Annotated in this window: 19 protein-coding genes; 7 read left to right on the plus strand and 12 right to left on the minus strand. The window is 58.1% G+C overall.

Annotated elements, in window-relative coordinates; all coding sequences use genetic code 11:
- Nucleotides 1-12 precede the first annotated feature (12 nt).
- From J7380_RS02615 to J7380_RS02630, 4 genes are all read right to left on the minus strand, one after another.
- The gene (locus J7380_RS02615; RefSeq protein WP_209194356.1) at nt 13-1,383 is read right to left on the minus strand and encodes a pyruvate dehydrogenase complex E1 component subunit beta; all 1,371 of its coding nucleotides are present in this window, start codon (nt 1,381-1,383) and stop codon (nt 13-15) included.
- 15 nt (nt 1,384-1,398) lie between these two features.
- Nucleotides 1,399-2,388, minus strand: a complete 990-nt coding sequence (pdhA, locus tag J7380_RS02620) for a pyruvate dehydrogenase (acetyl-transferring) E1 component subunit alpha (protein ID WP_209194357.1) — start codon at nt 2,386-2,388, stop codon at nt 1,399-1,401.
- Nucleotides 2,389-2,537: 149 nt separating this feature from the next.
- On the minus strand, nt 2,538-2,837 hold the full coding sequence (locus J7380_RS02625; protein ID WP_170354508.1) for a septum formation initiator family protein: 300 nt from the start codon (nt 2,835-2,837) through the stop codon (nt 2,538-2,540).
- Nucleotides 2,838-2,961: 124 nt separating this feature from the next.
- Nucleotides 2,962-4,152: a phosphoglycerate kinase gene (locus J7380_RS02630; protein WP_209194358.1), complete on the minus strand. Its 1,191-nt coding sequence runs from the start codon at nt 4,150-4,152 to the stop codon at nt 2,962-2,964.
- Nucleotides 4,153-4,284: 132 nt separating this feature from the next.
- Here J7380_RS02630 and J7380_RS02635 point away from each other — a divergent pair, with 132 nt between their 5' ends.
- Nucleotides 4,285-4,791 carry a peptidylprolyl isomerase gene (locus J7380_RS02635; protein ID WP_170354506.1) on the plus strand — a complete coding sequence of 169 codons (507 nt, stop codon included), beginning with the start codon at nt 4,285-4,287 and terminating at the stop codon, nt 4,789-4,791.
- The gene (locus J7380_RS02640) at nt 4,784-5,332 is read left to right on the plus strand and encodes a peptidylprolyl isomerase (RefSeq protein WP_170752611.1); all 549 of its coding nucleotides are present in this window, start codon (nt 4,784-4,786) and stop codon (nt 5,330-5,332) included. The genes J7380_RS02635 and J7380_RS02640 overlap by 8 nt, the downstream gene beginning before the upstream one ends.
- A gap of 48 nt (nt 5,333-5,380) precedes the next feature.
- Here J7380_RS02640 and aqpZ read toward each other — a convergent pair whose 3' ends face one another.
- The 6 genes from aqpZ to J7380_RS02670 all read right to left on the minus strand — a co-directional run bounded on the left by aqpZ (nt 5,381) and on the right by J7380_RS02670 (nt 10,387).
- Nucleotides 5,381-6,067 (minus strand): aquaporin Z, encoded by a 687-nt coding sequence (aqpZ, locus tag J7380_RS02645; RefSeq protein WP_170354504.1) that lies wholly within the window; start codon nt 6,065-6,067, stop codon nt 5,381-5,383.
- Nucleotides 6,068-6,133: 66 nt separating this feature from the next.
- Nucleotides 6,134-6,943, minus strand: coding sequence for a M90 family metallopeptidase (locus J7380_RS02650; RefSeq protein ID WP_209194359.1), 810 nt, complete (start codon nt 6,941-6,943; stop codon nt 6,134-6,136).
- Between the two features lie 89 nt (nt 6,944-7,032).
- Complete coding sequence (locus J7380_RS02655; protein ID WP_170354502.1) at nt 7,033-7,533, minus strand: polymer-forming cytoskeletal protein; 501 nt, start codon at nt 7,531-7,533, stop codon at nt 7,033-7,035.
- Nucleotides 7,523-8,845, minus strand: a complete 1,323-nt coding sequence (locus J7380_RS02660) for a M23 family metallopeptidase (protein WP_209194360.1) — start codon at nt 8,843-8,845, stop codon at nt 7,523-7,525. Before J7380_RS02660 ends, J7380_RS02655 begins: the two co-directional genes overlap by 11 nt.
- 181 nt (nt 8,846-9,026) lie before the next feature.
- Complete coding sequence (locus J7380_RS02665) at nt 9,027-9,842, minus strand: ferritin-like domain-containing protein (protein ID WP_209194619.1); 816 nt, start codon at nt 9,840-9,842, stop codon at nt 9,027-9,029.
- Nucleotides 9,843-9,925: 83 nt separating this feature from the next.
- Entirely contained in the window at nt 9,926-10,387 is a 462-nt protein-coding gene (locus tag J7380_RS02670) for a peroxiredoxin (protein WP_170354500.1), read from the minus strand.
- 68 nt (nt 10,388-10,455) lie between these two features.
- Between J7380_RS02670 and J7380_RS02675 the strand changes: the two genes are divergently transcribed.
- From J7380_RS02675 to J7380_RS02690, 4 genes are all read left to right on the plus strand, one after another.
- A complete protein-coding gene (locus tag J7380_RS02675) occupies nt 10,456-13,845 on the plus strand; it encodes an AsmA-like C-terminal region-containing protein (protein WP_348539066.1) in 3,390 nt (1,129 codons plus the stop codon).
- Nucleotides 13,846-13,889: 44 nt separating this feature from the next.
- A complete protein-coding gene (queA, locus tag J7380_RS02680) occupies nt 13,890-14,939 on the plus strand; it encodes a tRNA preQ1(34) S-adenosylmethionine ribosyltransferase-isomerase QueA (RefSeq protein WP_209194362.1) in 1,050 nt (349 codons plus the stop codon).
- Between the two features lie 108 nt (nt 14,940-15,047).
- On the plus strand, nt 15,048-16,331 hold the full coding sequence (locus J7380_RS02685) for an MFS transporter (RefSeq protein ID WP_209194363.1): 1,284 nt from the start codon (nt 15,048-15,050) through the stop codon (nt 16,329-16,331).
- A 109-nt stretch (nt 16,332-16,440) separates the two neighbouring features.
- Complete coding sequence (locus J7380_RS02690) at nt 16,441-17,016, plus strand: DUF924 family protein (protein WP_170752620.1); 576 nt, start codon at nt 16,441-16,443, stop codon at nt 17,014-17,016.
- On the opposite strand, the gene J7380_RS02695 is transcribed toward J7380_RS02690, so the two are convergent.
- Entirely contained in the window at nt 17,013-17,447 is a 435-nt protein-coding gene (locus J7380_RS02695; RefSeq protein ID WP_209194364.1) for a hypothetical protein, read from the minus strand. The genes J7380_RS02690 and J7380_RS02695 overlap by 4 nt on opposite strands.
- A gap of 217 nt (nt 17,448-17,664) precedes the next feature.
- Here J7380_RS02695 and lpdA point away from each other — a divergent pair, with 217 nt between their 5' ends.
- Complete coding sequence (gene lpdA, locus J7380_RS02700; RefSeq protein WP_209194365.1) at nt 17,665-19,059, plus strand: dihydrolipoyl dehydrogenase; 1,395 nt, start codon at nt 17,665-17,667, stop codon at nt 19,057-19,059.
- 138 nt (nt 19,060-19,197) lie between these two features.
- Here lpdA and J7380_RS02705 read toward each other — a convergent pair whose 3' ends face one another.
- Nucleotides 19,198-20,583 carry a M20/M25/M40 family metallo-hydrolase gene (locus tag J7380_RS02705; protein WP_209194366.1) on the minus strand — a complete coding sequence of 462 codons (1,386 nt, stop codon included), beginning with the start codon at nt 20,581-20,583 and terminating at the stop codon, nt 19,198-19,200.
- Between the last annotated feature and the right edge of the window lie 107 nt (nt 20,584-20,690).

The raw sequence follows: 20,690 nt of genomic DNA on the forward strand, positions 1-20,690 counted from the left end.
CTGTGTCGCTCCTTACCGGTAGGTCACTTGTTTGACGGCGGCGATCACCTCATCTGTGGTGATCAGCGCCAGCTTTTCGAGGTTCGCAGCATAGGGCATCGGAACATCTTTGCCGGTGCAGTTGATGACCGGCGCGTCGAGATAGTCGAACGCCTCCTGCATCACGACTGAGCTGATATAACTACCGACCGAGCCTTGTGGCCAGCCTTCCTCGACCGTCACCAGACGGTTGGTTTTCATCACCGAGTTGATGATCGCGCCGGTGTCCATCGGGCGGATGGTGCGCAGGTCGACGACCTCGGCGCTGATACCTTCTTCGGCCAGCTTGTCGGCGGCTTCCAGCGCGTATTGCATGCCGATGCCAAAGCTGACGATGGTCACGTCTGTGCCTTCGCGCCAAATGCGTGCTTTGCCCAACGGCACAGTCAGGTCATCCACCTGCGGAACGTCGAAGGACCGGCCATAGAGGATTTCGTTTTCCAGGAAAATCACCGGGTTTGGATCGCGGATCGCCGATTTCAGCAGGCCTTTGGCGTCGGCGGCCGAGTAGGGCATGACGACTTTCAGGCCGGGGATCTGCATGTACCACGCGGCGTAATCCTGAGAGTGTTGCGCTGCCACGCGGGCGGCGGCGCCGTTGGGGCCGCGGAACACGATCGGGCAGCCCATCTGGCCGCCGGACATATAGAGTGTCTTGGCGGCGGAGTTGATGATCTGGTCAATCGCCTGCATGGCGAAGTTGAAGGTCATGAACTCAACGATGGGTTTCAGGCCGCCAAAGGCAGAACCAACTGCGATACCGGCAAAACCATGTTCGGTGATGGGGGTGTCGATCACGCGTTTGGGGCCGAATTCATCTAGCAGACCTTGGCTGATCTTATATGCGCCTTGATATTCGGCGACCTCTTCGCCCATCAGGTAGACGTCGCCGTCGCCGCGCATTTCCTCGGCCATCGCATCGCGTAGGGCCTCGCGGACGGTTTCGGATTTCATCTCGGCATCTGCTGGCCAGTCCGGGGATAGATCGACGACTGGTGCCGCCGGTGCGGCGGCGGAAGCGGGGGCCTCAACCGCCGCAGGGGCGGCCTCGGCCACCGCTGCGGCTGCGGGGGCAGCCGTGGGAAGGGCGGAGGCGTCTTCGCCTTCTTCCACCAGCACCGCGATGGGGGTGTTCACTTTGACCCCTTCGGTGCCCTCGGCGATCAGAATCTTGCCGACGATACCTTCATCGACAGCTTCGAACTCCATCGTTGCCTTGTCGGTTTCGATCTCGGCCATGATATCGCCCGAGGATACGGTGTCGCCTTCTTTGACCAGCCATTTGGCCAGCGTGCCCTCTTCCATCGTGGGCGAAAGGGCGGGCATGAGAATTTCGGTTGCCATGTCTTAGTCGTCCTCTCAGGCGTAAATGTCGGTCCAGAGCTCTTCGACGGAAGGCTCGGGGCTTTCTTTCGAGAATTCGGCGGCCTGGTTGACGATCTCTTTGATCTCTTTATCGATCGCCTTCAGGTCATCCTCGGTCGCGTGTTTGCCGGTCAACAGCAGTTCGCGGACATGTTCGATCGGGTCGCTTTGTTCGCGGACCTTCTGAACCTCTTCGCGGGTGCGGTATTTGGCTGGGTCTGACATCGAGTGGCCGCGATAGCGGTAGGTCTTGACCTCAAGGATGTAGGGGCCTTTTCCGGAGCGGCAGTGTGCGACGGCTTTCTCACCAGCAGCTTTGACCGCAAGCACGTCCATACCGTTGACCATTTCGCCAGGGATTCCGAATGCTTGTCCGCGGTGATAGATATCTGCCGAAGAGGTGGAGCGCGCTTGCGCTGTACCCATGGCGTATTGGTTGTTCTCGATCACGAAAACCACCGGAAGGTCCCACAAGGCGGCCATGTTGAACGTCTCGTAAACCTGACCTTGGTTCGCCGCGCCGTCGCCGAAATAGGTGAAGGTGACGCCGCCGTTTTCCTTGTACTTGTCGGCAAAAGCCAGACCTGCCCCTAAGGGAACCTGCGCGCCAACGATGCCGTGGCCGCCATAGAAATGCTTCTCTTTCGAGAACATGTGCATCGAGCCGCCTTTACCTTTGGACAGGCCGCCAATACGTCCGGTGAGTTCCGCCATCACGCCGCCCGGGTCCATGCCGCAGGCTAGCATGTGGCCGTGGTCGCGATAGGAAGTAATCCGCTTGTCGCCTTCTTTCGCTGCGGCCTCGAGGCCCACAACAACGGCTTCCTGCCCGATGTACAGGTGACAGAAACCGCCAATCAGGCCCATGCCATATAGCTGACCAGCCTTCTCCTCGAATCGGCGGATCAGCAGCATTTCCCGGTAATATGTGGTGAGTTCTTCCGCAGAAACATTTGGTTTCTTTGTGGTTTTTCGCGCAGCCATATCGGCGATCTCCCCCTCTCGGCAAGATAGTTTAGCGTTAAACTATCTAATAAAGCATTTGTCGCTTTGTGGCGAGGAGAAATGTGACGCGACGTCGAAACCTGCGGACATCGTCGCGAGGGTGTTTTGGGTTTACTCAGTAGAAAGGGTCACTGAATAACGATCTCATCCGAACGGATCATGCCCAATACTGAACGCGCCTGCTGATCCAAAAGGTCCAGATCCAAATATGTATCTGACAGACGGCGTGTGAGGTTTTCCATCTGAGCAATCTCGGCTTCCAGCTTCCCAAGATCGCGCGACAGGGCGTCCCGTTCCGCTGCAATCTCGACCCGTCGGAACAGGCCATAGTCACCCTGAACGGCAGCAAAGGTGAAATACACACCCAGCATAAAAGCTACCATAAAGAATGCGACTGCGCCCAAACCGGGCCGATGGGAACGGGACACTCTGTTTACCGCCGTATGAAACGCCTCAATAACGGGCCCTTTTTGGACCTCTGAAAGTACTATGTCACAGGCGATTCGGGTTGTGAATCCCCTGATTCGCAAAAATGCGTCAAAGGTCGACTTTTTATTGATCCAGCGCGGCGACACCCGGCAGGGTCTTGCCTTCCATCCATTCCAGGAACGCGCCGCCTGCGGTCGAGATATACGAGAAGTCCTTGGCGGCACCCGAAGCGTTCAGCGCCGCGACCGTGTCGCCTCCGCCAGCGACTGATACCAAGTTACCCGAGCGGGTCAGGGCGGCGGCTTTCAGGGCGGATGCGTTGGTGGCGGCGTCAAAGGGCTCGATCTCGAATGCGCCCAGTGGGCCGTTCCAAATCAGCGTCTGACTTTGGTCGAAGATATCCGAGATCGCTGCGACACTGTTGGGGCCTGCGTCTAGGATCATGCCCTCGTCAGTACACTGGTCCGCAGGCAGGATCTGGTGCGGCGCGCCGGCCTCGAACTTTTCGGCGACAACGATGTCAGTGGGCAGAACGATGGTGCAGCCCGCGCCGTCGGCCTTGGCCATGATTTCGGCCGCGGTGCCCTTCATCGCGGTTTCGGCGAGGGACTTGCCGACATTCACGCCTTTGGCCACGAGGAAGGTGTTGGCCATGCCACCGCCGATCACAAGATAATCCACCTTGGTGATCAGATTGCCCAGCAGCTCCAGCTTGGTCGACACTTTGGCCCCGCCCACGACCGCCGTCACTGGCCGTTTCGGCGCGCCCAGAGCGCCTTCCAGCGCCTCAAGCTCGGCCTGCATCAGGCGACCGGCACAGGCGGGCAGCAGCCGGGCAATGGCCTCGGTCGAACTGTGGGCGCGGTGCGCGGCGGAAAACGCGTCGTTGCAGTAGACCTCACCCAGACGCGCCATGCCGGCGGCCAGATCAGCGTCATTCTTGGTTTCAGCCGCATGGAAGCGAGTGTTTTCCAGCAGCAGCACCTGACCGGGCTTCAGCTGCTCGGCGGCCAGTTCAGCCTCGGTGCCGACGCAATCGGCGGCAAACAGAACGTCTGCGCCAAAGGCGGTGGTCAGCGTGGGGATCAGCTGTTTCAGCGACAGGTTCTCGCGGCGCTCGCCACCCGGACGACCGAAATGCGCCAGCAGGATCGGCTTGCCGCCTGCTGCAAGGATATCGCGCACGGTGGGCACGATGCGCTGAATACGGGTGGCGTCGGTCACAACGCCGTCAACGACCGGCACGTTGATATCCACGCGCACCAGCACGCGCTTGCCGTTCAGGTCCATATCGTCCAGCGTTTTCCAGCCCATCGTTCCATCCTTGCCGTTAAATGCGATTTAGGCGGTTCTTTTCCTGCATTTCGCCCTCAGGTCAATGCGTCACTTGGCTTTCACGCCCATGCCGCATAGGTATTTGCGCAAGACAAACGACAGGAGGGCCTCATGGCCGAGATCAAGGATCCCGAAAACACCATCATCATCGAACTCAAAGGCGGCAATGTCGTCATCGAGCTGCTGCCCGACGTGGCCCCTCAGCACTCGGCCCGGATGAAGGAACTGGCCCGCGGCGGTGAGTATGACAACGTGGCCTTCCACCGTGTGATCGACGGTTTCATGGCGCAGACCGGCGACGTTCAGCACGGCGACATGGAAGACGGGTTCAACATCCGTATGGCAGGCACAGGTGGGTCGTCGTTGCCCAACGTTCCGGCAGAGTTTTCGAAGCTGCCGCATGACCGGGGCACGCTGGGTGCCGCGCGGTCGCAGAATCCTGATTCAGCCAACTCTCAGTTCTTCATCAACTTCAAGGACAATCACTTCCTGAACGGTCAATACACCGTTTACGGGCGCGTCATCGACGGGATGGAGCATGTAGACGCGATTGTTCGCGGCGAGCCGCCGATGAACCCCGACCGGATGATCAGCGTCAAGGTGGCGGCCGATGTATAAGCTAGCCGCCGCATTTGCCGTTTTGGCCAGCCCCGCGCTGGCTACTGGCCTTGAGATCGAGATTGAAGGTGAGGGCGCCAATGGCACCGTGACTGTCGATCTGTTTGATGACCTGGCCCCGAAACATGTTGAGCAGATCAGCGCTCTGGCGGCTGAAGGCAAGTATGACGGGGTGGTCTTCCACCGCGTGATCGAGGGGTTCATGGCGCAAACCGGCGATGTTGAACATGGCCGTCTGGGCAGTGACCTGCGCCGCGCCGGAACAGGTGGGTCGGATCGCCCCGATCTGGCAGCCGAGTTTTCGGACTACAATTATGATCGTGGCGTGATCGGTATGGCGCGAGCCCAGGACCCCAACAGTGCAAATTCGCAATTCTTCATCATGTTTGCGCCGGGGCCGTTCCTGAACGGCCAATACACGGTTGTAGGTCAGGTAACTGGCGGGATGGACGTCGTCGATGCGATCAAGCGTGGTGACGGACCTAACGGCGCAGTGATCGGACAGCCGGATGTAATGAAAAAGGTCACAGTGACCGAGTAACAGAAAAGGCCCCGTGGCAATGCGCTTCGGGGCCTTTCTTTTAAAGGCTCAATCGTCGCCGATCACATTCCAGATGATCGCGCCAATGATGCCCCCCGCCAATGGGGCCGCCCAGAACAGCCATAGCTGCTCCATCGCGGGGCCTTCGGCAAACAGGGCAACTCCGGTTGATCGGGCCGGATTGACCGAAGTGTTTGTCACCGGGATCGAGATCAGATGGATCAGTGTCAGGCCAAGCCCGATGGCAATCGGCGCAAAACCGGCTGGTGCAAATTTCGACGTCGAACCCAGTATGATCAACAGGAAGAAAGCGGTCAGCGTGATCTCGATCACCAGCGCCGATGCCATCGAATACCCCTGCGGCGAGGCCTCATCGAAACCGTTGGTGGCAAAACTGCCAACCCCTTCGAAACCCGGCGCGCCGCTGACGATCACGTATAGGACGGCGGCGGCAGCGACAGAGCCCGCAACCTGAGCGATCCAATACGGGATGAGAAGCTTTGGCGAAAACCGGCCACCAACCGCAAGGCCGAGACTGACTGCCGGGTTGAAGTGCCCGCCCGAGATTTGACCGACCGCATAGGCCATGGTCAGAACCGTCAGGCCAAAGGCAAAGGATACACCCAGCCAGCCGATGCCCACATCGGCCACACCAGCTGCCAGAACGGCGCTGCCGCATCCGCCCAGAACCAGCCAGAACGTGCCGAAGAATTCGGCCATGAGTTTTGATGACATGAAAAGCCCTCCCAAAAACAATGGGTTCACTATAATTCAAAAATGGATTTTTGTGAAACTGTACTGTCAGGTCCAGCTTGCAGGGTCCAGTTGGAATAATTTGGCCAGTTGTTCGTAGACTTCGGGCGCCTCGGACTTGAGCGCGACGGGCCGCTCAAAGAAAACTTCGACCGAGACTGCAAAGAACTCCTCATGCCCGGTAGCGCCATAGGGGTCGATAACGGTGTGTCGACCATGTTCGACCGCGCTGACATGCGCGTCGTAGGCGGTCAGGAACACCCGTTCCCATTCTGCAAAGCTCTGCCCGTTGCTGAGGATTGGCACTCCGTTCGTGCCCCCCGAGAGGTCGTCGACCTGATGCGCGAACTCGTGCAACACGACATTCTGCCCATCGCGATCATTCAGCGCGCCTTGTTGGCTGTGCGTCCAAGACAGGATCACCGGGCCGCGATCCCAGCTTTCACCCGTGCGCACGATCTCTTTCTCGCTGATAACATAGCCATCCTGCCTGCGCTGACGCGACTTGAATGCAGTGGGGTAGATCAGAATGGTGGTCAGGTTGTCGTACCAGATATCCCGATTGACCAGTAACAGACTGGCCTGTGCGGCAATGGCCAGTTCCATCTCTTCGGTGACGTCCAACCCGTCACAACCAAAAAAGCGGACCTGATCCAGGAACAGATTGACCTTGCCGTCCAGCTTGGCCCTCAGTTCTTTTGGTAGGCGGCGTATCAAAGGCACCTGAGCGTCGATTACACGACGCTGATGATCGGACAGCGGGGCGGCCAGCAGCGCATTGCGCGCCTGAGTCTTGGACCAATGGCGATAGGCAAAAAAGCCGATGACCAACAGCAGAACCGAGAAAAAAATCAGCATTCGCAAAGACTACTATGCGCAGCCGGGGCTTGAAACCAAAAACGCCGCAGGTTTCCCCGCGGCGTTCATAGAATAGGGCAGAGCCTGCTTTACTGTTTGACCTCTGCAGCCGGGTTTGCACCACCCTTGGCGCTGCGGCCGGGGTTCAGCGGGTCGTCTTGACGCTGAACCGAACCTTCGAAATGCGCGCCGCTTTCGATCGCGATGGTCTTGTGGATGATGTCGCCCTCGACACGTGCGGTCGAGGTCAGACGGACTTTCAGACCGCGCACGCGGCCGACGATGCGGCCGTTGATCACGACATCATCTGCGGTGACCTCACCCTTGATGGTCGCAGTTTCACCGATGGTCAGCAGATGGGCGCGAATGTCACCTTCTACGGTGCCTTCCACCTGAATATCGCCGGATGTTTTCAGGTTGCCGGTGATGTGCAGATCTGACGACAGAACCGATGCCGGAGGCTTGGGCTTGGGTGCAGTGCTGGCCTTGGCTTCTGACGGCGCAGGCGCGGCAGGCGTCGCGGGGGCAGCCGGTTTTGCGGCCTCTGTGTCTTTGGTTCCGGGCTCGTTGATTTTGCTCTTAGAAAACATTTCTCGCAGCCTTGATGTAAGTCATTGGGTTAACAGGTTTTCCATTCACGCGCACTTCGTAATGAAGATGCGTGCCGGTCGACCGTCCGGTGCTACCCATATCAGCAATATGATCCCCGCGCGAGACCCTTTGACCAACCTTTACGCGTATCTTGGTGTTATGAGCATAAAGTGTCTCAATTCCAAAGGCATGCTTAATTTTTACCAGCCGTCCGAACCCTGACTGCCAGCCAGCATGGGTGACCACACCATCGGCGGTCGCGAAGATATCCGTTCCATGCGCACCAGCGAAATCAGCACCGTTATGCATGCGGCGTCCGCCCGTTTTGGGGTCGCGACGGGTGCCGAAGCCACTGGTGTAACGCACCACCGCGTTCACGGGGCTTGCAAACGGTGCCTTTTCGGCGGCAATGCGATAGAGGTTCAGCTGGTCCATCTGCTGCAGCAGAGTATTCGCGCGGACTTCGTCGGGGGTCAGTTCCTCGCCGCGCGTGCTGAAGGATATGGGGGTTAGGGGGCCGCCCATGCCGCTGTACCCGCGCCGTACTTCTTCAATGATACGGTCTGTGGGCATTCCTGCCTGACGGAACATCTTGTCGAGCGGCTCGACCGAGATAACCATCGCCTCTTCCAGCTGACGGAAGATTTCGTCGCTGCGTTCCTGCATGAGCCGGATTTCCAGCTCAAGGTCATCACGCTGTTCCAGCGCGTCCTTGGCGTCGGCTGCGATCTGGTCCCGTTCCAAGGCCGTGCGGACCAAAGCCTGGGTCATGAAATCCATCTGAGCCGGATTGCTTACATTTGCCATGTAAGCGTCCGCGCCATCCTCCTGCTTGAGGCTGGCCAACTCCAGACGCGCGTCTTCGCGCTGCTTCATGGTCGCACGCAGAGTGGTTTGAATGACTTCAATGCCCGTTTCCAACTCGCGGCGGCGGTTTTCCGACGCCAGAAGCTCGGATTGCATCGTCGAAATTTGTTCAAGTGCCGTGTTGAAACGGTCCTGCGCCATGAGCGCCTCAGAGGCGCGCATATCCCGCTCGGCCGACAGTACGTTCAGACGTTCCTGATAGGTTGCCTGATCCCGCTTGGCCTGCTCGCGGAAATTACCTGATCCAATGCTGTCCATCAGCAGGATTGCGGTTGCGACGGCAGTCCAGCCGACGAAGGCGGCGACGCCCGCAACGGCAATAACCTGCGTCTCGGAACTGAGCCGGATAAACCGCGTATCATTATCAGATTTCAGAAAAACCCGGCGTTCAGGAAAGTGCCGCTCGAGCAGTGAGTGTAGTTTTATTGCCAGACGTGTTCGCACGCGTCTTCCCTCTGTCCATCCCCAAATTCGGGACCGGTTGTGAGTGATCTCCGTCCCTTGGGGCAATTGCATAGAGGGGACATGTGATTTGGGCAAGTTTGTTAACCAGTTCACACATGAAACCGGTTTTTTCCCGCCAGTTTTAGGCGGGAAGTTGCCGATAGCGTCAACTTGCGCATGTTTAATGGGCTTGACCAGGCGCAGGCAGGTCTTCGGTCAAAGGCCAGTAAAAGTCGGGTGGCAACCCGGCTTCAGCGCGTTTTTCCTCGTTGAACGGAGGTTTAAGGACCCCGTGGAAATAGCGCCGTACAAGCTCATGAAACACATCCTTGGGATCTGCATTCTCTCTTCCGCACAAAAAGTGGAACCATTTTGATCCATAGGCGACATGTCCCACCTCTTCGGCATATATGACCTCAAGCGCGGCGATGGCGTGGTCGTCCTTGGCTTTGCGGAAGATGTCGATCATGCCCGGCGTCACATCCAGCCCACGCGCCTCAAGCACCATTGGAACAACCGCTAGGCGGCCCATCAGGTCCTCGGCCGTGTCTTCTGCGGCGCGCCACATGCCGGCATGGGCGGGCAGGGCACCATAGTGACTGCCCATGCGTTCAAGGCAATCGCAAACCATTTCGAAATGGCGCGATTCTTCTTCAGCGCATTTGACCCAATCGTCATAGAACCCAACTGGCATGGGAACATGCCCGAACCGCGCAATGATGTCCCAATGCAGGTCGACCGCATTCAACTCGATATGGGCGACTGCGTGCAACAACGCGATCCGTCCAGCTTCGGTGCCGGGTTTGCGTTTGGGTACTTCGCGGGGAGACAGCAGTTCAGGCCGTTCAGGTCGCGCCGGTTGCAGCGGAGGCGTCGCGGTGCCGACCTCGATCTCGGGTGCATCGCCTTTCCGCGCCGCGAACCATTCGGCCGCATAACGTTTGGACAGGGCGGTCTTGGCCCGCCCATCCGCCGTGGTCAGAACTTCGGTTGCCATCTGGGTCAGTGTTTTGGGCACAGGTCCGCTCCGTTCAGGTTTGGGCGGGTCTTAAACCGGATGGCAACCGCAGGAAAGAGCCGTCAGAGCGCGCGCACCGCCTCTAGCACCTCGTCTACATGGCCGGGCACTTTGACCTTGCGCCAAGCGCGGGCAATCTTGCCCTCGGCGTCGATCAGAAATGTAGACCGTTCGATGCCCATCGACTTGCGGCCGTACATGTTCTTTTCGACCCAGACGCCATAGTCTTCGCACACGGTTGATCCTTCGTCGGACAAAAGCGGCGTGGTCAGGCTGTGTTTGGCGACGAATTTGTCATGCTTGGCGACGCTGTCGCGCGAAATGCCGAAAACGTGAGCCCCGGCATCGGCAAAGGCCTGAAGTTGTTCCGAGAAACCGATGGATTCCTTGGTGCAGCCCGGCGTATCATCACGGGGATAGAAAAACAAAACGACGGCACCTCCGCGCAGGTCCGACAACGTGACCTCGCCACCGCCGTCACGGGGCAAAGTGAAATCAGGGGCGATGTCTGTAACGTCGGGCATTGGAAACTCCGTTAAAGGTTTTTATGTGCTGCTCGGGATCATAGGGCGGTACGAGCGGGTTGAAAGGCGTGGATAGCAATTTGGTGCAGCACGACGAAAAAAGTGCAGACCACAGCCAGACACCTCGGCGTCGCAGGTCGCGCCGTCGGTTGGCCGCCTATGTGACCCTTGGCTTTACTTTGACACTGGGCGGGTTGGCTGTTGCCGGTTGGTTCTTTCTGATCGGTCACCAGTTGCACGCGCCGCAATGGATGCGCACTCAGGCTGAAAAACGGCTGGATCAGACGTTGGGCGGTTTGAAGGTCAGGTTTGGAGAGGCGACGTTTTTTGTTAATGAGCAGTGGCTTCCTCGCCTCAAGTTAAGTGACGTGACGATCAGCGACGCGACCGGGCAGCAGATCGCTCAGGTCGGAGATCTGCGCACGCGCCTGTCAATGCGGGGCCTCCTGCGTGGGCAAATCCGGCCCCGCCGCATCATCCTGCAGGATGCGCAGATCGCGCTGACGCGTAACAAGGACGGAGCGCTGTCGCTGACGGTCGGGTCCGGCAGCTCTCCGGTGCAAGAAGCGCCGACGCTGGCCGAGTTGATTGAAGAATCGGATGACGTGTTCTTGTCACCGATCTTGTCCGGTTTGCGCTCGGTAGAGCTGCAATCGCTGACGTTGGACTATCAAGACTTGCGGCTGGGACGGGCTTGGGTGTTTGATGGCGGTCATATCAACGTAACGCGCGACGGGGACGAGATGCGCCTTGCCACCGGGTTCTCGGTTCTGACGGGACGGGACTATGCCAGTTCGATCGAGGCGAACTACACAAGCCTTCTAGGCAGTCCACAGGCGAGTTTCGGGTTTTCGATCACAGACTTACCGGCTGAAGATATAGCGGGGCAAAGCCTTGCCCTGTCTTGGTTGCAGGTTCTGAAAGCCCCGATTTCAGGATCTTTGCGTGGCAGCGTCGATGATCAGGCGTCTCTGGGCCCACTATTTGCGACACTGAACCTTGGTGCCGGTGCAGTTCAGCCGACGCTCGAGACACGCCCTATACGGTTCGACTCGGCCCGAACATATTTCACCTATGACCCGAGCCAGCACGTACTGGACTTCAACGAAGCATCCGTGGTCTCGGATCTCGGGGCGGTTCAAGCTGAAGGCAAAGCGTTTCTGGAGGGCATCGAAGATGGTACGCTAGAGAGCCTGACCGCTCAGTTGAAACTGAACGACATCGACATCTATCCCGGTGGTCTTTTCCCGGAATCGTTGGAATCAGCCCGAGCTGAGTTGGACTTTCAGATGAAACTCCTGCCTTTCGAACTGCGCCTGGGGCAAATGACGCTTGTCGAAGCTGGTCATACGCTGCGGGCCTCGGGGCGCTTGCTGGGCCGCCCGGACGGATGGGTGGCGGCGCTGGATGCTGATCTGGACAATATGACCGCGGACCGATTGCTGAACTATTGGCCCGAAATTCTGGCTCCTAAGCCGCGCTTGTGGGTGTCAGAAAACCTGTACGAAGGCGATTTTTCGGGCGTAGAATTCTCGCTGCGCCTGCGCCCTGAAACCAAGCCAGATATCTATTTGGGGTTCGGTTTCGATAACGCAAAGATAAGATATGCCAAGACCCTGCCGCCCATCCAGAACGCGCAAGGGCGGGTGAGTTTGTTGGAAAACCGTTTTACGGCCTCGGCAGAAAGCGGCGTTGTGATCGCCGATCAGGGTGGCGCCGTGGATGCGTCGGGGACGTCGTTTATCATCCCTGACACGACACTTAAAAAGAACTCGCCCGCGATTGTGCGGATCAAGGCCAAGGGTAAAGCCACTGCCGCGCTGTCGCTGCTGGATCTGCCGCCACTGGAGTTGCTGAGCAAAGCCGGGTTGCCGGTAGATCTTGCAGCAGGAGATGTCAGCCTGTCAGGCACGCTGTCGCTGCCGATGAAGAAGGGGCTAAAGTTCGAAGACACCGAGTTCCACTTTACCGGTGACATAGACAACGTGAAAAGCGATCGTCTGGTTCCGGGGTTCGTTGTCAGTGCCGACCGGCTGACCCTGTCCGGAGATCAGACTGCCGTCGAGATCGGAGGGTACGGCCTGTTTGGCGACGTTCCAATGCATGCAACATGGCGACAGCCCATCGGAGGGGCAGCTCCGCAACGCAGCGAACTCTCGGGCGAAATCGAACTGTCTCCGCGTCTGATGACCGAGTTGAAGGCCGGGTTACCGCAAGGAATGCTGACCGGAGAAGGGACGGCTGACATCACATTGGGCATCGGCGCTGGCGAGCCCATAGAGCTCACCGCGAGTTCTGATCTGGTGGGGGTCGGCCTGTCGATCCCCGAACTGGGTTGGAGCAAAGGCCGTCGGACCAAAGGCGCAATGACCCTCGATGCGACGTTGGGCGATCAGCTGCGGGTCAACTCGTTGAAACTGGATGCGGCTGGACTTCGCAGCACCGCGTCGATTTCGTTCCGCGAGGGTGGTGAGTTCGATAAGGTCGAATTCAGCTCGTTCGATCTGGGGAACTGGCTTGCAGTTCCGGCGGAACTGGTCAGCCGCGGCGCATCCGTGCCCGATATCCGGGTACAGGGCGGGGTGATGAATCTTGGGGCGGCCACCTTCGGAGGAAGTGGCGGCAGTGGCAGCGGAGGGGCTGGAAACGGACCGAACCTGGATGTGGTACTGGACCGCCTGCAAGTGACAGACAGCATCGCCCTGACGGGTTTCAAGGGCGATTTCCGAACCACGGGCGGCGTCACCGGCGCTTTCACGGCACGTATCAACGGTGCTGCGCCGGTTCGGGGTACTATCACGCCCAGAGGTGCACGCAGCGCGGTCGAATTGACATCAGAAGATGCCGGTGAGGCGTTGCGATCTGCCGGGGTGATTACGCAGGCCCGCGGCGGAACCTTGACCATGACATTGGAACCAGTAGGCAACGGCAGCGACTACGACGCCAACCTGAAAATTTCGAACACCCGCATAACCGATGCTCCGGCGATGGCGGCGCTGCTGAACGCCATCAGCCTTGTCGGTTTGATCGACGAAATGGCCGGGCAAGGCATCTTTTTCTCGACTATCGAAAGTCGGATGCGCATTACGCCGACCGAGATCAAGGTCTTAAGTGGCAGCGCCGTTGGACCCTCAATGGGGCTGTCGTTCGACGGTACGGTTGATCTGGCAAATGGGCTGCTAAATCTGCGGGGGGCGATCTCGCCGATCTACCTAGTGAATGCGATCGGCAGTGTTTTCACCAAGAAGGGGGAAGGGGTGATCGGCTTTAACTATACGCTGACCGGCCCGTTGAATGCGCCTAAAGTGTCGGTCAATCCACTGTCCGGTCTGGCCCCTTTGTTTTTACGTAATCTGCTACGTGCACCAGCGCCGACCGTGGCAGATGGCCCGAATGCGCAACCCGTTCGACCCGACAAGCCGAAAAAGACCTTTGGGTCTCCGTCCGGCGATCGGTGAATTGGGCTGTTGCTGAATCCACTGGGGCCTTGTAAGGCGCGCGCATGAAACTGAGCGATTTTGATTTCCACCTGCCTGAAGATTTGATTGCCACGCGGCCTGCGACCCCTCGGTCATCGGCGCGTTTGCTGGTTGCAAACGGCGACGCGTTTACGGATGCGCATGTTTTCGATCTGCCCGACTGGCTGCAATCCGGAGATCGCCTTGTTCTGAACGACACCCGCGTGATCCCCGCGCGGTTGAGCGGCCGCCGTCATCGTGACAGCGCACAAGGGCCCGTCTCGGCCGCGATCGAGGCGACCCTGCTGGAGCCGCAGGCGGATGGGACATGGACCGCTTTGATCAAGCCGCTGAAAAAGGTCAAACCGGGTGAGGATATCCGGTTTTCGGATGATTTGAGCGCGACGCTGGACCGGGTCGAAGACGGGCAGGCCCACCTGCGGTTCAACCTGACGGGTGAGGATTTCGACACCGCGCTGGAGCAGGCCGGAGCGATGCCTTTGCCGCCCTATATCGCAGCCAAACGGCCGGCAGACGAACAGGACAAGACCGACTATCAAACCATCTGGGCGCGCAATTCCGGCGCAGTCGCGGCCCCTACGGCATCGTTGCATTTCGACCCGGCATTGATGCTGGCACTACAAGCGCGGGGCGTGGCGATTACTCATGTCACATTACATGTCGGGGCGGGGACTTTCCTGCCGGTCAAGGTCGAGGATGTAACAACCCACAAGATGCATGCCGAATGGGGCCGGGTCAGCGAAGCGGCCGCGCAAGAAATCCGTGACACCAAAGCTGCTGGTGGCCGGGTGATCCCGGTCGGCACAACAGCGTTACGACTGATCGAAAGTGCGGCGCGCGGTGGCGACATCAAGGCATGGGAAGGTGAGACAGACATTTTCATCTACCCGGGGTTTCAGTTCAACGTGACCGACGCGTTAATGACGAACTTTCACTTGCCGAAATCTACATTGTTGATGCTGGTATCGGCATTGATGGGGCAAGATCGGATGCGCGACGTCTACGCCCATGCGATTGAACAGAAATATCGCTTCTTCTCGTATGGGGATGCGTCGCTGCTGGTCCCAAAGTGACGTAAGTGTCGGGATCATGTCATCGTAATGTCGTAGACAAACACGACGGATACCCGCTTTCATATCAAAACGAACTAAACGTCAGGTCGGCATAATTCGGAGGCCCCAATGATTCAGGTCCTTTCCAGCGCATGGGCGCTTCTTCTTGGGATGGGTCTTCTTATGATCGGCAACGGCCTGCAGGGGACGATCCTCGGTGTCCGTGGCGAGATCGAGGGGTTTTCGACCCTCCAGATGTCATTCGTGATGTCGGCCTATTTCGTGGGATTCCTCGGCGGATCCCGCCTTGCGCCCGAGATGATCCGGCGCGTCGGACATGTCCGTGTCTTTGCTGCGCTGGCCTCATTCATTTCGGCAGTGATGATCATGTATCCACTGCTCACCAACGAGATTGCGTGGATTCTGGGCCGGGTTGTGATCGGGTTTTGCTTTTCCGGCGTGTATGTCACCGCCGAAAGCTGGCTGAACAACGCGGCCAACAACGAAAACCGCGGGCAAGCGCTATCGCTTTACATGATTGTGCAGATGACCGGGATCATCTCGGCGCAGGGGCTTGTTCTGATTGGTGACCCGTCCGGCTATGAGACGTTCGTGATCGCGTCGATTCTGGTTTCGGTTTCTTTTGCACCGATCCTGCTGTCGATCTCGCCGACACCGGCCTTCGATACCACCAAACCGATGACCCTGCGCGAGTTGATGGGGAAATCTCCGTTGGGATGTGTTGGGATGTTCCTTCTGGGCGGCGTGTTCTCGGCCCAGTTTGGCATGGCTTCGGTCTATGGCGCGCGGGCAGGTTTGTCGTTGGCCGAAATTTCGACCTTCGTGGCTGCGTTCTATGTCGGAGCGGTGCTGCTGCAATACCCTCTGGGGTGGTTCTCGGACCGGATGGACAGGCGTTTTCTGATCATGCTGGTGGCGATCACTGGGGCTGCCGGGGCGGTCTGTGGGATGCTGTTCGGCGTGTCATTCCCGATCCTGTTGGTCTCGGCTTTTGTCATTGGCGGCATGTCTAACCCGCTTTACTCGATGCTGATTGCCCATACGAACGACTTTCTGGAGCATGAGGATATGGCAGCCGCGTCCGGAGGGCTGGTGTTCATCAACGGTATGGGCGCAATCTCGGGGCCATTGATTACAGGTTGGTTGATGGGAGACGGAGTTTTCGGGCCTCCGGGCTTTTTCCTGATCATTGCTGCGTTGCTGGCCATGACAGCTGTTTATGCGATGTACCGCATGACACAACGCGCCGCGATTCCCGTCGACGAGACCGGCACAATGTCTCCGATCTATCCAACCTCGTCGCCCGTTGCCTTCGAGGTCGCGCAGGAAGTGGCCATCGAAGCGGCCGAGGAAGCGGCCGAGGCCGAGCAGGATACGCAGAATGTTGCCTAAAACACGGAATTATTGCGCAAATGTTGCAATATGTTACTGTCACAAATCTGTAAAACGCCCTTAAATGACGTTACGTCCCTGGGGAGGCGAACATACGGAGTTAAGGGCAATGGCAGGGCCTGAAGACGTACTGAGTTATTGGTTGGATGAAGTCGGCCCCAAGGGTTGGTATCTGCAGGATGAGGCACTGGATGCCGAAATCCGGGAAAAATTCCTGACCACGTGGGAAGCCGCGAGTGAGGGCAAATTCTCACTTTGGCTTACCTATCCCAGCGGCGCGCTGGCTTATATCATTCTGATGGATCAGTTCCCGCGCAACATGTTCCGAGGTAGCGCCAAGGCGTTTGCGTCTGATCGTGCGGCGTTGTCGGCCGCTAAATGTGCCGTCGACAAGGGTTGGGATCTTAGGATCGACGAACCCGCCAGGCAGTTCTTTTACCTGCCCCTGATGCACTCTGAGAACCTGTGTGATCAGGAACGCTGTGTGCGACTGATGTGTCAAAACATCCAAGGCGATGCCAGCAATCTGTTGCACGCCCGAGCCCATCGCGAGGTGATCCGCCAATTCGGTCGTTTCCCGTATCGGAACGAGGCGCTGTCGCGCCCCATGACCGAACACGAAGCAGCCTATGTGGACATGGGTGGCTATGGGGCGACGGTGCGGGAATTGCAGGCTGCTGGTTAACTACCCGGTACGCACCCACGGATAGCGATAATCCGGTCGGCGGCAACGTCGGCCGTGGTTGTAATGGCGGTTTGTATCAGCTCATCCGGTGCTTCGGTCAGGTCTGCGATGCGTGTCTGAGCTGCTTGCAGTTTAGTTTCGAGCCCGTCGAGTTTACCTAGTGCCGCTGAAATCTGTTGCGCCGTGGCGCTGTCGGAAAGGGCTGCGGTGTCCTGCAGGGATGAAAGCTCGCTGCGCAAGGCCGTCAATTCTCCGCGCACGCCCTGAACCTCGTCTTTAAGCGGGGCAACGATGTGAAGGTTCTCTGCGAAGGCTGTCGTGACGCCTTCAACGGTCGATGCTAGTTTCCAGCCCAAAAACAGACACAAAGCCACCAGGATCAGCGTTGCGTTCAACATAGCAAGCAACAGGTCGGAGAGTGTTCTGGCCATGATAAGTCATTCCAATTCGTCGTGAAAAAATAATGGGTCGGGTTGCCCCGGTATCTATGTTCTAGCCATTAGCAACTGTGCGGTATAGGCTGAAAAATGCGCGATAAGCGCGAATTGACCCGCCGTTAGTAATGTCGCGGGCAATTTCGTTGATGCATGTCTAAATATAGTTTAATGGTGAACTAATTTCTGCATCGACCTGCGCCGAGAGGGAAACATGGCTGCAAAATCTTTTGATCTTATCGTAATTGGCGCCGGCCCTGGCGGCTATGTGGCGGCCATTCGCGCGGCGCAGCTTGGGCTGAAGGCTGCCGTGGTAGAGCGCGAGCATCTGGGTGGCATCTGTTTGAACTGGGGATGCATCCCGACCAAGGCGCTTTTGCGCTCGTCTGAGGTGTTCCATTTGATGGAGCGGGCAAAGGATTTCGGCCTCAAGGCCGAGAAGATTGGCTATGATCTGGATGCGGTGGTTAAACGATCACGCGGAGTCGCGGGCCAGTTGTCGGGTGGCATTGGCCACCTGTTGAAAAAGAATAAAGTGACCGTAGTGATGGGCGAGGCGACGATCCCCGCCAAGGGCAAGGTATCGGTAAAAACCGAAAAGGGGACCGAAGAGCTGACGGCCAATAACATCGTTCTGGCCACCGGAGCCCGCGCGCGCGAGCTGCCGGGGCTTGAAGCAGATGGCGATCTGGTCTGGACCTATAAACACGCGCTGCAACCGCCGCGGATGCCCAAGAAACTGCTGGTCATCGGTTCGGGCGCGATCGGTATTGAATTTGCCAGCTTCTACAACACGCTGGGCGCGGATACGACCGTGGTCGAGGTGATGGACCGTGTGTTGCCAGTCGAGGACGCGGAAATCAGCGCCTTTGCCAAGAAAGCTTTTACCAAACAGGGCATGACCATCATGGAAAAAGCGATGGTTAAGCAGTTGGATCGCGCCAAGGGCAAGGTTACCGCGCATATTGAGGTCAAAAGTAAAGTTGAAAAACACGAGTTCGATACCGTGATATCGGCCGTTGGAATCGTTGGTAACGTTGAAAATCTCGGGCTGGAGGCTTTGGGTGTCAAAATCGACCGAACCCACGTTGTGACGGATGAATTCTGCCGGACCGGGGTCGATGGGCTTTACGCGATCGGGGATATCGCGGGCGCGCCTTGGTTGGCGCATAAGGCAAGCCATGAGGGCGTCATGGTTGCTGAGTTGATCGCTGGCAAACATGCGCATCCGGTCAAACCGGAAAGCATCGCGGGTTGTACTTATTGCCAGCCGCAGGTCGCCTCGGTCGGCTATACCGAAGCCAAGGCGAAAGAGCTGGGCTATGACGTCAAAGTGGGTCGCTTCCCCTTTATCGGAAATGGCAAAGCAATCGCGCTAGGTGAACCAGAGGGGATGATCAAAACCATCTTTGACGCCAAAACCGGTGAATTGCTGGGCGCGCACATGATCGGCGCAGAAGTCACTGAGTTGATTCAGGGCTACGTGGTCGGACGTCAGTTGGAGACCACGGAAGAGGACCTGATGAACACGGTTTTCCCGCATCCGACCTTGTCGGAGATGATGCATGAAAGCGTATTGGACGCTTACGGCAAGGTCATTCACATGTGATCGGCCATGGAGGGGGCGCTGCCCCCGCCGCCCTTTGGGCGACTCCCCCGAGGTATTTCCGGCCAGATGAAAAGACGAATCCTTCATTCATCTGGCTAAAAAATACCTCGGAGCGCGAGGCAGAGCCTCGCTGAAAACCTAGCGCGTTAGCGCGTCCAGGATGCGGGCCCAGGACCGGATGCCTTTGTGAAAGCTTTTGACGTCGTATTTCTCATTCGGCGAGTGAATTGCGTCATCATCGTTGGCAAAACCGACAAGCATCGAGTCCAAACCCAGCTCGGTATTGAAATATCCGACCACAGGGATTGAGCCGCCCATACCGGTGAACACGGCCTCGCGGCCCCACTCATCAGACAATGCGCCGCGGGCGGCTTCGAATTCAGGCCGTTCTAAATTCATGACCGAGGCCGGAGAGCCTTCCAGATCATTGTCCCATTCGACACTTGCGTCGGCGGACAGACGGTCTTCGACATGTTTGCGGATTTTGTTGCGCAAATCATCGGGATCCATGTCGCCAACCAGACGACAAGTAATCTTGCAGTGCGCGCGCGACGGAATCACCGTTTTTGAACCTGCGCCGTTGTATCCCCCCCACAGGCCGTTGACTTCGAGCGTTGGCCGCGCCCATTGCTGTTCGAGTGTTGAGTACCCTTTTTCACCGTGCGGTTGAGAATAGCCCACGGAGTTAAGGTAGTCTTCCTCGTCAAACCCGCAGCCTTGCCACTGACGAAGTTGGTCCGCTGGAACTTCGTGGACGCCATCATAAAAGCCTTCGACAGCGACGCGGCCGGACGCGTCGTCATAGAAAGAGGCAACGATCCTTGACAATTCGCGCAGTGGATTCAGACCGGGGCCGCCGTAATGCCCCGAGTGCAGATCGATACGCGGACCAATGATGGTGAATTCGTCCTTGAGCATCCCGCGCAGTTGCGAGGCGATCGAAGGCACGCCGCGCGACACCATCGAGGTATCGCAGACCAAAGCCAAGTCGGCTTTCAATTCGGCGGCGTTCTCGCGCAGGAAAGGCACCAGAGAAGGTGAGCCGGACTCTTCTTCGCCTTCGAAGAAAAATGTGATGCGACAGGGCAGGGTACCGTGCACCGCTTTCCACGCACGGCAAGCTTCGACAAAGGTCATCAGTTGGCCCTTGTCGTCAGATGATCCGCGACCGCGGATGACAGGGCCGTTTTCTGTGTCTTCGATTGCGGGGTCAAACGGATCACGGTTCCACAGGTCTAACGGGTCCACCGGCTGCACATCATAATGCCCGTAAAAGAGAACATGAGGGGCGTCGCTGTCTTCTCCGATGTGACCAACGACCATCGGATGACCTGTGGTTTCGCGCTTTTCGGCATGAATGCCGATTGTGTTCAGATCGGCGACCAACCAATCGGCGGCCTGGCTGACCTGAGCGTCAAACGCGGGATCCGTCGAGATGGAGGGGATGCGCAACAGCTCCATCAGGCGGTCGATTGAGGTTTGCAAATCGGCGTCGATACGGTTCAGAACTGCGTCAAGCGTCATGGAAGGCTCCTGCCAATGGGATTTATGGCCGAACCCTATCAGCGCGGATGGCGCCGTCCAGCCCATATGCCGGCGAATATTGGGTAATATCGGAAACATGGCGCGCT

Origin of the sequence: Ruegeria sp. R8_1 (assembly GCF_017743815.1) — a bacterium.
GTDB lineage: Bacteria > Pseudomonadota > Alphaproteobacteria > Rhodobacterales > Rhodobacteraceae > Ruegeria > Ruegeria lacuscaerulensis_A.

Coding starts and splice junctions, on each gene's coding strand:
- J7380_RS02615 (WP_209194356.1), bottom strand. CDS start 1,383: ATGGCAACCGAAATTCTCATGCCCGCCCTTTCGCCCACGATGGAAGAG.
- pdhA (WP_209194357.1), bottom strand. CDS start 2,388: ATGGCTGCGCGAAAAACCACAAAGAAACCAAATGTTTCTGCGGAAGAA.
- J7380_RS02630 (WP_209194358.1), bottom strand. CDS start 4,152: ATGGGCTGGAAAACGCTGGACGATATGGACCTGAACGGCAAGCGCGTG.
- J7380_RS02635 (WP_170354506.1), top strand. CDS start 4,285: ATGGCCGAGATCAAGGATCCCGAAAACACCATCATCATCGAACTCAAA.
- J7380_RS02640 (WP_170752611.1), top strand. CDS start 4,784: ATGTATAAGCTAGCCGCCGCATTTGCCGTTTTGGCCAGCCCCGCGCTG.
- aqpZ (WP_170354504.1), bottom strand. CDS start 6,067: ATGTCATCAAAACTCATGGCCGAATTCTTCGGCACGTTCTGGCTGGTT.
- J7380_RS02650 (WP_209194359.1), bottom strand. CDS start 6,943: ATGCTGATTTTTTTCTCGGTTCTGCTGTTGGTCATCGGCTTTTTTGCC.
- J7380_RS02655 (WP_170354502.1), bottom strand. CDS start 7,533: ATGTTTTCTAAGAGCAAAATCAACGAGCCCGGAACCAAAGACACAGAG.
- J7380_RS02665 (WP_209194619.1), bottom strand. CDS start 9,842: ATGGCAACCGAAGTTCTGACCACGGCGGATGGGCGGGCCAAGACCGCC.
- J7380_RS02670 (WP_170354500.1), bottom strand. CDS start 10,387: ATGCCCGACGTTACAGACATCGCCCCTGATTTCACTTTGCCCCGTGAC.
- queA (WP_209194362.1), top strand. CDS start 13,890: ATGAAACTGAGCGATTTTGATTTCCACCTGCCTGAAGATTTGATTGCC.
- J7380_RS02685 (WP_209194363.1), top strand. CDS start 15,048: ATGATTCAGGTCCTTTCCAGCGCATGGGCGCTTCTTCTTGGGATGGGT.
- J7380_RS02690 (WP_170752620.1), top strand. CDS start 16,441: ATGGCAGGGCCTGAAGACGTACTGAGTTATTGGTTGGATGAAGTCGGC.
- J7380_RS02695 (WP_209194364.1), bottom strand. CDS start 17,447: ATGGCCAGAACACTCTCCGACCTGTTGCTTGCTATGTTGAACGCAACG.
- lpdA (WP_209194365.1), top strand. CDS start 17,665: ATGGCTGCAAAATCTTTTGATCTTATCGTAATTGGCGCCGGCCCTGGC.
- J7380_RS02705 (WP_209194366.1), bottom strand. CDS start 20,583: ATGACGCTTGACGCAGTTCTGAACCGTATCGACGCCGATTTGCAAACC.